The sequence below is a fragment of the Exiguobacterium sp. JMULE1 genome (genome assembly GCF_013337175.1).
GTDB lineage: Bacteria > Bacillota > Bacilli > Exiguobacteriales > Exiguobacteriaceae > Exiguobacterium_A > Exiguobacterium_A indicum.
In genome coordinates this window covers 2,130,064-2,146,176 of record NZ_SGWC01000002.1, presented here as the reverse complement: position 1 = coordinate 2,146,176, position 16,113 = coordinate 2,130,064, and the positions used below count along the sequence as shown (strand labels likewise).

The 16,113-nt window shown below is 47.5% G+C and carries 14 protein-coding genes and 1 pseudogene; 11 read left to right on the top strand and 4 right to left on the bottom strand.

Annotated elements, in window-relative coordinates:
* The first annotated feature begins 35 nt into the window (after positions 1 to 35).
* The 9 genes and pseudogenes from polX to trxA all read left to right on the top strand — a co-directional run bounded on the left by polX (position 36) and on the right by trxA (position 10,442).
* The gene (gene polX / locus EXW93_RS11540; protein WP_035396571.1) at positions 36 to 1,751 is read left to right on the top strand and encodes a DNA polymerase/3'-5' exonuclease PolX; all 1,716 of its coding nucleotides are present in this window, start codon (positions 36 to 38) and stop codon (positions 1,749 to 1,751) included.
* Complete coding sequence (locus tag EXW93_RS11535; RefSeq protein WP_023469002.1) at positions 1,752 to 4,118, top strand: endonuclease MutS2; 2,367 nt, start codon at positions 1,752 to 1,754, stop codon at positions 4,116 to 4,118.
* A 10-nt stretch (positions 4,119 to 4,128) separates the two neighbouring features.
* On the top strand, positions 4,129 to 4,536 hold the full coding sequence (locus EXW93_RS11530) for a DUF350 domain-containing protein (protein WP_023469001.1): 408 nt from the start codon (positions 4,129 to 4,131) through the stop codon (positions 4,534 to 4,536).
* Between the two features lie 185 nt (positions 4,537 to 4,721).
* Positions 4,722 to 5,615 carry a YitT family protein gene (locus tag EXW93_RS11525; RefSeq protein WP_174316480.1) on the top strand — a complete coding sequence of 298 codons (894 nt, stop codon included), beginning with the start codon at positions 4,722 to 4,724 and terminating at the stop codon, positions 5,613 to 5,615.
* 196 nt (positions 5,616 to 5,811) lie between these two features.
* Positions 5,812 to 7,492, top strand: a pseudogene (locus EXW93_RS11520) (AMP-binding protein).
* A 71-nt stretch (positions 7,493 to 7,563) separates the two neighbouring features.
* The gene (locus tag EXW93_RS11515) at positions 7,564 to 8,142 is read left to right on the top strand and encodes a fatty acid metabolism transcriptional regulator FadR (protein WP_023468997.1); all 579 of its coding nucleotides are present in this window, start codon (positions 7,564 to 7,566) and stop codon (positions 8,140 to 8,142) included.
* 74 nt (positions 8,143 to 8,216) lie between these two features.
* Entirely contained in the window at positions 8,217 to 8,990 is a 774-nt protein-coding gene (locus EXW93_RS11510; protein WP_023468996.1) for an electron transfer flavoprotein subunit beta/FixA family protein, read from the top strand.
* 13 nt (positions 8,991 to 9,003) lie between these two features.
* Positions 9,004 to 9,969 carry an electron transfer flavoprotein subunit alpha/FixB family protein gene (locus EXW93_RS11505; protein ID WP_035396582.1) on the top strand — a complete coding sequence of 322 codons (966 nt, stop codon included), beginning with the start codon at positions 9,004 to 9,006 and terminating at the stop codon, positions 9,967 to 9,969.
* A 161-nt stretch (positions 9,970 to 10,130) separates the two neighbouring features.
* Complete coding sequence (gene trxA, locus EXW93_RS11500) at positions 10,131 to 10,442, top strand: thioredoxin (RefSeq protein WP_023468994.1); 312 nt, start codon at positions 10,131 to 10,133, stop codon at positions 10,440 to 10,442.
* A 60-nt stretch (positions 10,443 to 10,502) separates the two neighbouring features.
* Here trxA and EXW93_RS11495 read toward each other — a convergent pair whose 3' ends face one another.
* Entirely contained in the window at positions 10,503 to 10,880 is a 378-nt protein-coding gene (locus tag EXW93_RS11495; RefSeq protein WP_023468993.1) for a VOC family protein, read from the bottom strand.
* 14 nt (positions 10,881 to 10,894) lie between these two features.
* Positions 10,895 to 12,217, bottom strand: coding sequence for a dihydrolipoyl dehydrogenase family protein (locus EXW93_RS11490; RefSeq protein ID WP_023468992.1), 1,323 nt, complete (start codon positions 12,215 to 12,217; stop codon positions 10,895 to 10,897).
* Positions 12,218 to 12,299: 82 nt separating this feature from the next.
* Here EXW93_RS11490 and uvrC point away from each other — a divergent pair, with 82 nt between their 5' ends.
* Complete coding sequence (uvrC, locus tag EXW93_RS11485) at positions 12,300 to 14,084, top strand: excinuclease ABC subunit UvrC (protein WP_055968736.1); 1,785 nt, start codon at positions 12,300 to 12,302, stop codon at positions 14,082 to 14,084.
* A 39-nt stretch (positions 14,085 to 14,123) separates the two neighbouring features.
* Here uvrC and EXW93_RS11480 read toward each other — a convergent pair whose 3' ends face one another.
* Entirely contained in the window at positions 14,124 to 14,738 is a 615-nt protein-coding gene (locus EXW93_RS11480; RefSeq protein WP_023468990.1) for a PH domain-containing protein, read from the bottom strand.
* Between the two features lie 117 nt (positions 14,739 to 14,855).
* Complete coding sequence (locus EXW93_RS11475) at positions 14,856 to 15,278, bottom strand: YslB family protein (protein WP_254606203.1); 423 nt, start codon at positions 15,276 to 15,278, stop codon at positions 14,856 to 14,858.
* A gap of 210 nt (positions 15,279 to 15,488) precedes the next feature.
* Here EXW93_RS11475 and EXW93_RS11470 point away from each other — a divergent pair, with 210 nt between their 5' ends.
* Positions 15,489 to 16,106, top strand: coding sequence for a succinate dehydrogenase cytochrome b558 subunit (locus EXW93_RS11470; RefSeq protein WP_029342294.1), 618 nt, complete (start codon positions 15,489 to 15,491; stop codon positions 16,104 to 16,106).
* Positions 16,107 to 16,113: the final 7 nt, after the last annotated feature.

Genomic DNA, 16,113 nt, shown 5'->3' with positions numbered 1-16,113 from the left:
TTAAATGGGAGCTTTTTTTGAGGGGAGAATTGCACATGCGTACGATTCAAGATGCAATGCGTCACTTGGAACGAATCTCAGTCTATCTAGAGGTTAAAGGGGAAAATCCGTTTAAGATCAATGCTTTCCGAAAAGCAGCAAGTATCCTCGAAGCATCCGATGCTGACTTCATGGCAATCGAGGATTTCACGGCGATGAAGGGGATTGGTAAAGGAACGGCCGCTGTTCTTGAGGAGTACCGGGAAACGGGAACGAGTACGGCACTGACGGAACTCGAACAAGAAGTACCGGAAGGACTGATCGCTTTACTAAAGATCCCGGGTCTTGGTGGGAAGAAACTTGCTAAATTGCATGAAGTCGGCGTCATTGATGCGGATTCCTTTGCAGAGAAATTAGCGGATGGTACAGTCGAAACGATGCCTGGATTCGGTAAGAAGACGGTCGAAAAGTACGTCAAAGCGCTCGAAACGTTTGAAACACGACCGGAACGATTACCGTATGGTGTCATGCGGAAGGTCGTTGCGGAATTAAATCAGACCCTTGCGTCGTTCGATGAAATCATTCGCTTCGAAGTTGGTGGGAGCTTCCGCCGAGCAGAAGAGACGTGCAAGGACCTTGATTTCATCCTCTCGACGAACGAACCGGATCGGATCAAGGAGCAACTATTGGAACTGTCGCTCATCGATGAAGTCATTGCTGCCGGCAGTACGAAAGTATCACTCGTCTTAAAACGAGACGTCCATTATATCGCGGTTGATTTCCGAATCGTCGATGACGCGGCGTACGCGTCAACGTTACATCACTTCACGGGTTCGAAGGATCACAATGTCCGGATGCGTCAACTTGCCAAAGAACGGGGAGAGAGCATTTCTGAATATGGCGTTGAGACCGAGCGAGGATTAGTGCAGCCGAAGACGGAAGAAGAATTGTTTGCGCGGTACGACTTACCGTTCATCGCACCTGAATTACGAGCAGGGCGTCAAGAGTTCGAGCAGGATTTGTCACGCCTTTTGACGGAACAGGATATCCAAGCAGATGTACACATGCATACGACATGGTCAGATGGAACATTATCTGTTGAAGAATTAGTCGATGCGTGTGCTGCACGAGGGTATACATGGATGGCGATCACCGACCATAGTAAGTATATGAAGTTCGTCAATGGATTGACGGAAGAACGTCTACGTGCGCAACGTGTCGAAATCGAAGCAGCACGCAAGAAACATCCTGAGATGACGATTTTATGTGGCGTCGAGATGGATATCTTGCCTGATGGGTCGCTCGATTATGAAGATGATTTCTTAAAAGAGATGGATTACGTCATTGCCTCGATTCACTCGAAATTCGATCAGACGGAAGAAGAGATCATGCAACGGCTTGAGAATGCGTGTCGTAATCCTTACGTTTCTCTGATTGCCCATCCGACAGGACGAATCATCGGTAGACGAGAGGGCTATGCCGTTAACGTTGATCGCTTGATCGAACTAGCAGCCGAGACAGGAACAGCGCTTGAGATGAATGCAAACCCGGCACGATTCGATTTGACGGCAAGTTCCCTAGCAAAAGCGAAGGTTGCTGGTGTGAAAATTTTGATCAATACAGATACACACCGACCAGAAATGTTAGAAGATATGAAACTTGGAGTCCTCCATGCACGTAAAGCCTATTTGGAGGCGTCTGATGTCATCAATACGTGGAGTGCCGAAGCAGCACTTGCTTTCTTCGGTCGAAAACGTTTAGGAGTGGATTAAATGAATGCCAACGCATTACGCGTCTTAGAATATGAGAAGTTAAAAGAAAACATGTTATCGTTCACGGCAAGCTCACTTGGAGCACAGTTCGTTCGAGCGATGCGTCCGGCGGAAGAGTTCGAGCAGGTCAAGGAATTATTAGCCGTCACGACGGAAGCAACGACGGTTTACCGGTTGCGTGACCGTTATCCGTTCGGTGGATTGACAGATGTCCGCAGTGAAGTGAAACGAGCAGAAATTGGTTCGGTCCTCTCGACGAGTGAACTTTTATCCGTCGCAGACGTCGTTTATTCAGGACGTCAAGTGAAGGCGTTCCAAGAACGATTGCATGAGGATCACCCGGATCTACGATTACCACGACTCGATAGTCGAATCGAACAGATCACGAAGCTCGTTGAGATCGAACAGGGGATTCGTCATGCCATTGACGACCAAGGAACTGTTCAAGATTCGGCAAGTGATAAATTACGAGCGTTACGTAGTCAGTTGCGTTCGCTCGAAGGACAAGTTCGTTCAAAAATCGATAGTGTCTTACGTAGTAAAGCGAAGATGCTGTCTGACGCCATCGTGACGATGCGAAATGATCGCTACTGTGTCCCGGTCAAACAAGAATATCGTCAAGCGTTCGGTGGGATCGTCCACGACCAGTCAGCTTCTGGAGCGACGTTATTCATCGAACCGCAAGCCGTCGTTTCTGCGAACAACGAGATTCAAGAAGCGCGTTTGAAAGAACGGGCGGAAATCGAACGAATCCTCGCCCAATTATCAGCACTTGTCGGGAGTGTCGGTGACTCGCTGCGCATCAATCTTGATGTATTAGCAGAACTTGATTTCATCATGGCGAAAGCGTTGTATGGTCATCAGATCGGAGCGGTTGAACCACGCTTGAATGAAAATCGCCATATCATTCTGAAGGAAGCACGACATCCCTTCATTCCAAAAGAAGAGGTCGTACCGATCACTGTCTCGCTAGGTGGCGATTTTACATCACTCGTCATCACCGGTCCGAACACCGGTGGTAAGACAGTTACTTTAAAGACGATTGGTCTTTTGCAATTGATGGTGCAATCAGGACTATACGTACCGGCAGCAGATGAGACGGAGCTCAGTGTCTTCGATGCGATTTATGCCGATATCGGGGATGAACAGTCGATTGAACAAAACTTGTCGACGTTCAGCTCGCACATGACGAACATCGTCTCGATGATGGAGAAAATCGATTTCATGAGTTTGGTGCTGTTTGATGAATTAGGGGCGGGAACGGATCCGACAGAAGGGGCTGCCCTAGCGATCGCGATTCTTGATGAAGTGAAACGCCGCGGAGCACGTGTTGCAGCGACGACGCACTATTCGGAGTTAAAAGCGTACGGCTATAACCGAGAAGGTGTCGTCAACGCGTCGATGGAATTCGATGTCGAATCCCTCAGTCCGACGTATCGCTTACTCATTGGTGTACCGGGACGCTCGAACGCGTTCGAGATTTCAAAACGTCTCGGACTCGAAGACCGGATCATCGATGCGGCACGTGGTCAAATCGGTAGCGACGCACAGTCCGTCGAAACGATGATCGAACGACTGGAAGAGGCGAAACAGCGTGCTGAGACGTTAGAGGCTCAGTTGCTAGAAGAGAAGAAACGACTCGTTGCAGAGCGTGAGCAATTCGAGCAAGAACAAGCCGAAATCCAGGAAGAGAAAAATGAGATTCTGGCAAAAGCGGAAGAAAAAGCAGCACGTGCAGTCGAACGTGCCCAAAAAGAAGCGGAAGGCGTCATTAAACGTTTGAAGGAATTACGAGACGCTGGTGCCGTCAAAGAGCATGAATTGATCGAGGCACGTAAAAAACTTGAAGATGCGAAGCCGAGTCTGCAAGAAAAACGGATCGCTAAAGTTAAAGCGAAATACGATCAAACGCCACGTTTTGATAAAGGGGAAGAAGTCAAAGTCACGACCTTCAATCAAAAAGGCTATATCATCAACCAACAGGCGAACGGCGAGTACACCGTTCAAGTCGGCATCATGAAAGTGAACGTCAAACCGGAAGATCTCGCGAAGATCGGCAGTACTCCAAAACGTCCTCAAACAAAAGGGCGTTCTGGTGGTACGAGTGTGACGAAACAATCGGCGCCTTCAGCTGAACTGGATTTACGTGGCGTCCGTGTTGAAGAAGGATTATCGAAGCTCGAACGCTTCATGGACCAAGCTTTGTTATCGAACTACGACCATATTCGTGTTATCCATGGTCTGGGTACGGGAGCGATGCGTCAAGGTGTCCAAGAATTCTTGAAAGGTCATCGTCACGTCAAAGGTCACCGCTTAGGTGGTCAAGGTGAAGGCGGACACGGTGTGACGATCATCGAACTGAAATGAGGAAAGCAGGATGAACATTTTTGAGAACGTCTATGTCTATACGACAGCGCTCTATTCGGTCGCGGGATTACTGATCATTTTAGGACTTGCACTTTTTGAGTTGACAACCCGGTATAAAAACTGGGAACATATCAAGAGTGGCAACATCGCCGTTGCGTTAGCAACAGGTGGAAAAATCATCGGACTCGCCAATATCGTTCATTTCGCTGTTCAAGGGGAAGAACGGGTCGGGTCGATATTTCTTGAAAGTGCTTTTGGCTTCTTACTGTTGATATCGACATACTGGATCTTTGAATTCCTGACACCGAATTTGCCGGTAGACCGTGAAATCGAGAACGGCAACATTGCTGTCGGTATTATTTCATGTGCCTTATCGATCGGCATGTCCTACGTCATCGGATCAGCGTTAGTGGGGTGAATCCGTGTTAGAACGTTTAGCGAAAATCATGTTCGGGGTTTCGATCGCCTTTTTGGTCGTCGGTATCCTTTGGATTGTATTTAATTAAAAGAACCGGTCTTACCGTGTGATCATTCCGTACTGACATCGTTTCAGTACGGAATTTTTATTGGAAGCCACGCCTAATCAAAAAAGGAGGAACGCATATGAACGTACGAAAAACAACAACGGTAGAAACAAGACGCCGTGCTTTTGAAGCAATGCAATTAATTTCTTGGAAGGATATTTTTTGGGTCATCATTGGATCAGCCATTCTTGCCTTTGGCATCAATTACTTTACGATTCCAAACGATTTATCAGAAGGTGGATTGATCGGGATCACGGTCATCTTCTACTACCTCTATGGCTGGGATACGGGACTTGTTTCCCTGATTGCGAACGCTTTGCTGTTCGTCGTCGGTTATCGATTCCTTAGCCGGAAGACGATGCTTTACTCCGTCATCTCGGTCGCCGTCACATCGTTTGTCCTCTCTTCGACAGCAAATCTAGCGACATCATCGGATAGCCGTTTAATTGGTACGGTCTATGCGGGTATTCTGATTGGTGTCGGAATCGGACTTGTTATTCGTGCTGGAGGAACGACGGGTGGGGGTGTGATCATCGCTCGATTGATGAATAAGTATCTCAATCTCAGTATCGCGGTTTCGATGTTCATCATCGACGTCGCAGTCGTCGGCGCATCAGGGTTCCTATTCGGAGAAGAGACGATGCTGTATACGTTGATTGCGATCATCATCGGTTCGTACTTGATTGATCTCGTCAGCGAAGGATTGAATGTCCGCGAAGCGGTCACGATCATCAGTCATCGCCAAGAGGAAATCGCGACAATCCTGACAGAGACGCTCGGCCGTAGTGCAACGGTCATTCACAGTCACGGTCATTTCACGAAACAAAAAAATGATATGTTGTATATGATCGTCGATAAACGACAACTGGCACCGTTGAAACAGATCGTCGAAGCAGCGGATCCCCGCGCCTTCGTCGTCATTCATAAAGTGCGCGAAGTCATTGGAGAAGGATTCACGTATCCATCCCGGTGATGTCTATTAAAAAGCAGTGCTGCTTCTTTTTCGGAAACGAGAAAGGGAAGTACTGCTTTTTTGTATGATTCTCGATTGAAAGAATCGAAAAAAAAACAAGCAGATTCGATTTCTTTTTTGGATTTTACTGGCATGTCGAATTGGAATCAACGTATAATAAAAATGAATAGTAATTCATTATCTGGGAGGGAAACGTATGGAATCCGTTTGGTTATCTGATTATCCCGAGCAAGTACCCGCATCGATTGATTATCGAGAATTACCTCTTTATCAGGCACTCGATGAGGCAGCGACCGATTTTCCAGAACAACGTGCCTTGAGTTTCTTAGGAAAACGTATGACGTTTCGTGAAGTACGTGACGAGGCCCGCGCACTTGGAAGCCTGTTACAAGAGCACGGACTAAAAAAAGGGGATCGCGTCGGACTGATGTTACCGAACTGTCCCCAGTATATGATCAGTTATTATGCGGTTCTCTATGCAGGTGGTATCGTCGTCCAAGTGAATCCACTCTATACAGACCGTGAACTTGAACAGATTCTCGTCGATTCGGGAGCACATCTACTCGTGACGCTTGATCTACTTTATCCGAAAGCGTCTCGTGTCAAAGCGGCGACGACACTTAAGACGGTCGTGACGACAAGTATCGCGGATTACCTTCCCTTCCCTAAAAATAAACTGTATCCGATTAAAGCACGGAAAGATAACAACATCATCATTGATACGACAGGTTCGATTCCGTTTTTATCTTTGCGGGGGTATGAGCCGATTACACCAGTCGCGATTCAACCGAAGGAGGACGTCGCGGTTCTCCAATATACGGGTGGAACGACAGGCGCACCCAAAGGTGTCATGTTGACACACTTCAATTTGAGTGCAAACGTCGAACAGATTGACAAGTGGTTCTATAAATATAATCGAGGAGATGGACGGAAGCTGTTAGCAGTCGTTCCTTATTTCCATGTCTATGGCATGACGTGTAACCTCAATTTCGGCATATTTAATGCCTATGAACAAATCATCGTTCCAAAATTCGATATTGAACAGGTACTCAAGACGATTCATAAGGAAAAACCGAATCTGTTCCCAGGTGCTCCGACGATGTATGTCGGTCTATTGAATCATCCGAAGCTGAAGAAGTATGATCTCTCTTCGATTGAAGCCTGTATTTCTGGTTCAGCTCCACTACCTGTCGAAGTGCAGGAAAAATTCGAAGCGCTGGGACGGGTGGGGTGGGCGGATCGTTGAAGGATACGGTCTGTCTGAAACGAGTCCGGTGACGCATACGAACTGTATCTGGGATCGTCGGATTCCTGGAACGGTCGGTATTCCGGTGCCCGATACGCAAGCGAAAATCGTCCAAGCAGACGGAGAGACACCAGCTGCTCCAGGTGAGATTGGTGAGATCATCGTCACAGGTCCGCAAGTCATGAAAGGATACTGGAAACGACCAGAAGACACGCAAGCGGTACTGCGAAACGGTTGGTTGCATACGGGAGACCTTGGATATATCGGTGAGGATCATTACTTCCGAATCGTCGATCGGAAAAAAGATTTAATCATTGCTTCTGGATTCAACATTTATCCACGTGAAGTCGAAGAAATCCTATATGAACACCCAGCCGTCAAAGAAGCGGTCGTCATCGGTGTTCCAGATGTCTACCGCGGAGAGACCGTCAAGGCGTTCATCGTCGTCAAGGATGAGATGACGGTCACGGAAGAAGAACTCGATCAATTCTGTCGTAAACAGTTAGCATCGTTCAAAGTACCGAAGCAGTACGAATTCCGGCAAGAGTTACCGAAGACGTTCGTTGGTAAGATTCTCCGCCGTGTTCTCGTTGAAGAAGAACGTGCCAAACAACTCGAAGAAAGCAGTTGACAGGATAAAATGGCATGATAGAATAAATATGAATGAACCATCATTCATTTTATGCGTTAGGAGATAGTGGAATGAAACGAACAATGTCAAAGAGTGACCGCATCATTGATGCCGCCGTAAAAGTCATCGCTAAGAACGGCTACCATGGAGCGAAAGTGACTGCCATTGCAAAGGAAGCCGGAGTTGCGGATGGAACGATTTATCTGTACTTCAAGAATAAAGAACATCTCTTGATTTCGCTCTTCCAAGCGAAAATGGGAAGTTTCATCGAATATTCCGAAGGACAAATCGCGAGCCATACGTCAGCGACGGAACAATTGGCAGCATTGATCGAGGCGCACCTCGAGCAATTATCCGTCGACTATGATTTAGCGGTCGTCACGCAGATCGAATTGCGTCAATCGAACCAAGACATGCGTCAAAACATCGCTGCCGTCTTGAAACCGTACTTGCATCTGATTGACCGAGTCGTCAAGCACGGGATGACGACAGGTGAGTTTTCAAACGAACTCGATTATCGATTAGCACGTCAGATGATTTTCGGAACGATCGATGAGGTCGTGACGAGCTGGATGGCAAGTGGATTCAAATATGAGTTGCTTGAGACACGTGACGGGATTCATCGGATGTTGATCAAAGGGCTGAGTTAAGCCCTTTTCATGACAACAATCATGTAAGCGGATACAAAGAATGATGGTGAATAGACGACAAGGGGGAGCATGAGATGGAAATCTATGTACTGTTGAAACGCACGTTTGATACGGAAGAAGCAATCCAACTCGAGAATGGTCAAATCGATGAGGATGGCGCTGAGTTCATCATTAACCCGTACGATGAGTATGCGGTAGAAGAAGCGATTCGTGTCCGTGATGCACAAGGGGGAACGGTGACGGTCGTGACGGTCGGACCGGAAGATGCGGACAAGGAATTACGAACAGCACTCGCAATGGGAGCGGACCAAGCAGTTCGCATCTCGATTGAAGATGATATCGAAGAGGCAGATCATTTCACGATTTCTGAAGTGCTCGCTGGTTATTTGAAGGAACAAACGGTTGATCTCGTCATCGCCGGAAACGTCGCAGTTGATGGCGGAAGTGGTCAAGTAGCACCACGCGTCGCAGAATTACTCGACATCCCTTATGTGACGACGATCACGAAACTAGAGCTCGACGGTACGAAAGCTGTCGTAACACGCGACGCTGAAGGGGATACGGAGACAATCGAAACAACACTTCCGTTACTCGTGACTGCACAACAAGGGTTGAACGAACCACGTTACCCAAGTCTTCCGGGGATCATGAAAGCGAAGAAAAAGCCGCTAGAAGAACTCGAACTTGATGATCTCGAACTGGATGAAGACGAACTCACACCACGTCTAGAGACGATCGAGCGTTTCTTACCACCGAACAAAGCAGCCGGTAAGATCCTTGAAGGTGAACTAAACGAGCAAGTCGCACAGCTCGCATCATTATTACGCAACGAAGCAAAAGTGGTCTAAGGGGGAGAAACGAATGACAAAAGCATTAGTACTCGCAGAATCACGGGATGGCAGTTTACGGAATGTGTCGTTTGAGGCAATCGCAGCAGCGCGACGTGTCGCTGACGAAGTCATCGCAGTCCTGATTGGACACGATGTTGCAAAGGATGCGGATGCACTAGCATCACGCGGAGCGGACCAGGTGCTCGTCGTCGAGGATGAGCGTCTTCTACACTACACGCCAGACGGTTACGGACAAGTCTTCCTCGAGTTGATGAACCGGACGTCACCCGACGTGCTCGTCTTCGGACATACGTCGCTCGGCAAGGATCTATCACCGAAAATCGCGGCAAAATTGCAAGCCGGTTTGATCAGTGACGTGACGGCGATTGAAGGGGAAGGCGCGGATGCGTCATTCGTTCGCCCGATCTACTCGGGGAAAGCATTTGAAAAAGTCAAAGTCGCAGAAGGCAAGACGCTCTTTACGGTCCGCCCGAACAACATCGATCCACTCGAAGCAGGTAGTTCACAAGGGACGGTCGAGTCGGTCACAGTCGAACTGAAGGATTTACGGACGATCGTCGCAGACATCGTACGCAAAGCAACTGGCGGCGTTGACTTATCAGAGGCAAAAGTCATCGTCGCAGGTGGACGCGGTGTCAAGAGCTCGGACGGCTTCGCACCGTTACAAGAACTAGCAGATGTCCTCGGAGGAGCAGTCGGTGCTTCGCGTGGTGCTTGTGATGCGGATTACTGCGATTATGCCCTTCAAATCGGTCAGACGGGGAAAGTCGTTACACCGGACCTTTATATCGCGTGCGGGATCTCAGGTGCGATCCAACACTTAGCAGGGATGTCAAATGCGAAAGTCATCGTTGCGATCAATAAAGACCCGGAAGCGAACATCTTCTCTGTCGCGGACTATGGCATCGTCGGAGATTTGTTCGACGTCGTGCCATTATTGACAGCAGAATTCAAAAAAATGCTCGTTCACGGATAAGTTTGAAGGCCGGTACCATTATCATGGTGCCGGTTGTTTTTGCGGATTTTTCGCGTGAGCAGTTTCGTTTGTTGGAAGAGACTGCTATGATATACTCGAATCAATAAAGAGATCACCCATTTTTTAACCGGGTCGATCTACTCATTAGGAGGTTATGATCAATGGCAATCGTACACGCAACTAGCCAATCATTTAAAGAAGAAACACAAGAAGGACTCGTCCTTGTTGATTTTTGGGCAACATGGTGTGGACCATGTCGTATGCTCGCACCTGTTCTTGAAGAACTCGATGCTGACATGCAAGATGTAAAAATCGTCAAAGTCGACGTAGATGCAAACCCAGAAGTAGCTGGAGCATTCCAAGTTCAAAGTATTCCGACACTCGTTCTCTTCAAAGATGGACAACCTGTCAACAAAACAATGGGCTTCATGCCAAAAGACGCACTTAAAGAATTTGTTGAAACATCTAACTAATTCTTTCCTGCATATCAAAACAGACCGTTCTGCACAGGCAGAACGGTCTGTTTTTTTAGATTACATTGGCGTACAAAGTTCAATCAGGTGACCATCGGGGTCGAGGACATAGGCGACGACTTGCCCCCATGGTTTTTGAGTAGGAGCGAGGATGGTCTCATATCCTGCCTCCACCACCTTCTGAAAAAGAGTCGGGACGTCATCCGTGATGAAACCAATCTCTAACGTCTGTTGTGTTTTTCCACTTGGTATCGGGTAATCCGGAATCAACTGTTGCACGTCTTCACGCGTATTGAAGGCGAGTGTCGTCTGACCGGTCTCGAACTCGATGTAGCTCCCGTGCTCCGCCTTGACGGGTAGTCCAAGAACGTCTCGATAGAATGCCAGCGTCCGTGCCGTGTCTTCAACGTATAAAATTGTATAGCCGTATTGGATCATCCAAAAGCCTCCTGTCAATCCTCGAATAACGAAGCGATGTCTGAAGCAGGTGTCGGGTAAGCGAATCCAGTCTGTTGCATCGAAGTACTTGGAATCCGGTGCTGCATCGCAAACGAGAAATAGTTTGCTAGTTCCGCTGCATTGACACCGATGAAGTGTGCGCCAAGGACTTGATCATCTTCCCCGACGAGCACTTTCGCCCGAGCGAAACTGTCCTTGATCCGTGCGTTCGTTTGCCAAGCGGACGTATCAATCAAGCGACCACGATAAGGAATACCTGCTTTTTTCAAAGCAGCTTCCGTCTCACCAACGAGGGCGAGGTTCGGCGCGGTGAATACGACGCTAGGTACAGGAAGCAGCTCTAGTTTCCGATTGTTCCCTTCGAGCATGTTATCAGCAGCGAGTCGTCCTTCGGTTCCAGCGAACGGTGTCAAGGCAGGATTCCCGCTGACAGCGACGTCTCCTGCAGCATAGATATGTTCGACGGAAGACTGAAGGTACGCATTGACATGGATTCCTTTTTCGTTATGCGCAACGCCAATGGCTTCGAGACCAAGCTGGTCGATACTTGCGACACGTCCAGTCGCATTCAAGACGATATCTGTCTTCAAGACGTCGCCGTTCGATAAATAAAGGGATTCCTCTTCGTAAGCGACGACTTCTGCTTCTTTGATGATCGAGATACCAAGTGCCCGTGTGGCTTCTAATAGCACATCGACCAATTCGCTCTCGAATTGTTTTAAGGCGTTAGAACGTAAGACGATCGTGACGTCTGCGCCAGCAATACGAGCGAGATGGGCGAACTCGAACGAGATATAACCGCCACCGATGCAGACGAGTCGGCGTGGAAGTTCTTTCAGTTCAAGAAACTCATTACTTGTTATGAAACGCTCACTACCGGGTACAGATAATTCGCGAGGTCGTAAACCGGTTGCGATTAAAAACTGTTTCCCTTCGATTTCTTCTTCACCAATTCGAAGACGATGTGAAGACACGAAATGCGGTTCTCCATGGAAATAGTCGATGTCCGTTTCCGCGTAACGTTTTCGAGTTTGCTCCGGGATGGCGCGTGTGTATTCATTCTTTCGCTCCATCAATTGGCGCCAATCAATCGAAATCAGACCCTTTACACCGTATCCGAGCAATCGCTCGACCGCATCTTTCGTCTCACTACCTGTCAGTAAGATTTTTTTTGCGTCACATCCACGCTGTGCGCATGTACCTCCTGGAGTGAAATTCTCAACGATGGCAACACGTAGTCCTTTTTCGATGAATTTATAAGCCGCTTGATTTCCAGCAGAACCTGTTCCAATCACAATGCAATCATATGTACGCATTTTTCATCCTCCGTATGTCATAATCAATGTATGGTATTTACCCGAACGAATAAAACTAAAAACGGTGAAAGGAGACATTTATTTGGGACATCAAGAACATATCAAAGCGAAACTATCCCTTTTGCCGGATGAGCCGGGATGTTATCTACACAAAAACGAATTCGGCGAAGTCATCTATGTCGGAAAAGCAAAAAATCTCAAAAACCGAGTCCGCTCTTATTTCACGGGAGCACATGATATTAAGACGGAACGTCTCGTCGCGGAAGTCCGTGATTTCGAATACATCATCACAGCCAGTGAACTCGAAGCGTTGCTGCTTGAGATGACACTAATTAAGAAACATGATCCGAAATACAATATCATGCTGAAGGATGATAAATCTTACCCGTACTTGAAAATTACGAATGAGACCTATCCACGATTGATTACGACACGTAAGTTAAAAAAGGACGGCGGTCATTACTTCGGTCCGTATCCGAATGCGTATGCAGCGAACGAAACAAAACGTCTGTTAGATCGTTTATATCCGTTACGTAAATGTCAGCCGATGCCGAAGAAACTCTGTCTGTATTATCATATTGGACAATGTCTCGGCCCATGTGAAATCCCGAATCTTGAATCGGAACAAAAAGCACTCGTATCGGAAATCCGGCGGTTCTTGTCGGGCGACACGAAGGAACTCGTTGAAAGCTTGAAGCACAAGATGGCGGAAGCAGCCGAGACGATGGAATTCGAACGTGCCGGAGAATTGCGCGACCAAGTGCGAGCGATTGAATCGATCATGAACAAACAGAATATGATTACAGCAGATTTGACGTCGCGTGATGTATTCGGGATTCATGTCGATAAAGGCTGGATGTGTGTCCAAGTGTTCTTCCTCCGTGGAGGAAAGATGATCGAGCGCGATGTCTCGCTCTTCCCGATCTATGGTACGCCGGCAGAAGAGCTCGAGAGCTTCATCGTCCAGTTCTACGAAAAGAACATCAAGCCAAGTGAAGTCTATGTACCGCCACTCGTCAATCAGTTGTTACTCAAAGAGGCGCTATCGATTAAAATTCACGTTCCGGTCCGAGGATCAAAACGGAAATTACTTGATTTAGCGACGAAGAATGCTGAAAATGCGATCTCGGAACGCTTCGAGTTGTTAGCGAAAGACGAGAAACGGACCGTTCAAGCAGTCGAAGAACTCGCCGATGCGATCGACGTTCATCCATTGTCCCGGATCGAGATCATCGATAATGCGAACATTCAAGGTGCGGATGCCGTTTCGGCACTCGTCGTCTTTGAAGACGGTAAGCCACTTAAAAAGGAATACCGAAAATTCAAGATTCGAACAGTCCATGGACCGGACGACTATGAATCAATGCGAGAAATCGTGCGTCGGCGTTATCGACGATTGTTACTTGAAGGAGCGCGCCTTCCGGACCTCGTCCTGATTGACGGAGGAGTTGGACAGTTGAATGCTGCTTTAGAAGTCATTCAAGATGAACTCGGCTTATCCCTTCCAGTCGGGTCATTAAAAAAGGATGACAAACACCGAACGAGTCAATTGTTGTTTGGAGAAGGAGCACAGTTAATTGAACTAAGTCCGCGTTCGAGTGCGTTTTATTTGCTCCAACGCATGCAAGATGAAGTCCACCGGTTTGCAATCACGTTCCACCGCTCGCTCCGCTCGAAAGGGATGACCCGTTCCTTGCTCGACGAGATTCCAGGAGTTGGACCGAAACGACGCCAGCAGTTGATTCGTCATTTCGGATCGATGCGCAGCTTGCGACGCGCAACGATCGAACAGTTGGCGGAAGCAGGATTGCCTGTCAAGTTAGCGGAAACCGTCGCTGAATATTTAAGTCAAGCGAATGAAGAATGAAAAAAGCCGTCCTCTTGAAGAGGGCGGCTTTTTTAGTGATTAGTTGTTGATGTACTTTTCGTAGTATGAACCAAAGTCACGTTGGTTCCACTGATGGTAGTGACCTTGAAGCCACTCGAAGGATTGTTCAGACAACTCCTTGAATGTTTGCGGTACGTTCATGTCACCTTGACGAAGTCCGCCGAGAATCGTGACCGAATGATTCAATGAGCTGTTCGCGAACTCTAGCATCTTTTGTCCTTCATACTGTTTTTCAGCGATAGCAAGAAGTGTTTTGTAAAGATCTTTCACATGTTCGAGTTGTTTTTTATCGACGTCGATCGAATAATGTTTGCCACCGATCTCGAATTTGATCTCGACATCAAGATCGACCGTTCCCGCCGTTTCGAACATGACGTGGCGAATCGGATAATGTGCATACGGATAGCGGTAGAGTACACGTTTTGAACTGACGGCACTTTCTCCATCGAGGTGAATCAAAGCCAGATTCGTAAAGCAATACTCGTCAGATTTAGATTTGATCAAGAAGTAGATTTTCTCGCCGTCTTCATGTAAGACATAATCGTCAGCGGCTGCTTTGTCGAAATCATCAGGATGAATGACTTGTCCGATATCACTGAATCCCGTTAAATCTGCTGCTAGTTTTTTGAACATGTGAAGTTCCTCCTCGCGATTTGTGTACGACTGATTTTACGAGCACTTACTGCAAAAAGTTTCATGAATCTACTTCGATGTTGAAAATCAAGATTCCTGTCACGTTTTATGTAAATTTCACTTGAGCGGTTCAAGTGGATCTTTAGGATCGATTTGGACTGTGATTTGAACGAGCTCTTTAGTTAACTCGGCATATCCTTCCGCGACACATCCGTTAAAACGGGAGAACTGTTCAGCGAGGAAACCGGCTTCGAGTTGGAAGTACCCTTGTGGTCGTTCATTTCTCGTCGTATCAGGAGGAGACAGCACGAACAAGACGACCGTGCCTTTACGTTTCTTGATTTCGAGCGTTCCCCAACCTGCTTGTTCAAAAAATGAGGCTAATTCAGATTCATCTACGACAGGGAATTGACGCGCTAGACGTTTACCTGCCCAGTAGATGACTTGCCGATAATCCGATCCGAGAAGATCGGTCAGCACATAATCTCGGATCAATTCGATACCGAAAAGTGGTGTTTGTTTTGGTGTAGCATCCATCATGATTCACTCCTATCTGTGAACCATTATACCGAGATGATTCTTGTCGGTCATTGTTTTCCTAAAAAAATTTGCAGTTAAATGCAACGGCTCGGGTTGTCTTCTAAAAAGGACAGGAGTAGAATAAGTGATGAAAAGACGAATTTCCTTATGAAAGCGCTTTTCTACCAAAATGCGCCAACGGTTGATTGGCAAACAAAAGGGGGGATTTGGATGGCGAATCATCGTGATTTCGTGAGTCGTAAAATACACTCACTGCTCGGCGTCATTCCAATCGGGTTATTTTTACTTTCGCACTTAACGACGAACTACTTCATCGTACGTGGTGAGGAAGACTTCAATAAGGCCGCGGAATTCGTGGGGAACGTTCCGTATCGATTGTTCTTAGAGATCTTTGTCATCTTCATTCCAATCATCTTGCATGGCGTCTACGGTGTGTACATCGCATTCACCGGATCTGCGAACACAGGGCGTTATACATACTTCCGGAACTGGATGTATGTACTGCAACGGTTCAGCGGTGTATTCCTTGTCGTGTTCATCACGTGGCACGTTTGGGAAACACGGATTGCCGCTGCGATGGGAACACCAGTCGATGCAAGCATGATGCAGAACATCGTCGATAACGGATTCATGCTCGCGTTCTATATCGTCGGGATCTTGGCGACGACATTCCACCTTGCGAACGGACTTTGGACGTTCTGCATCACATGGGGAATCACGCAGTCACCAGCATCTCAACGGGCGATGTCTTACGTGGCAGCACTCGTATTCATCGGTTTATCGTTTGTAGGCGTACGCTCGATCTTAACGTTTGCAGGCGTGTTGTAAGGAAAGG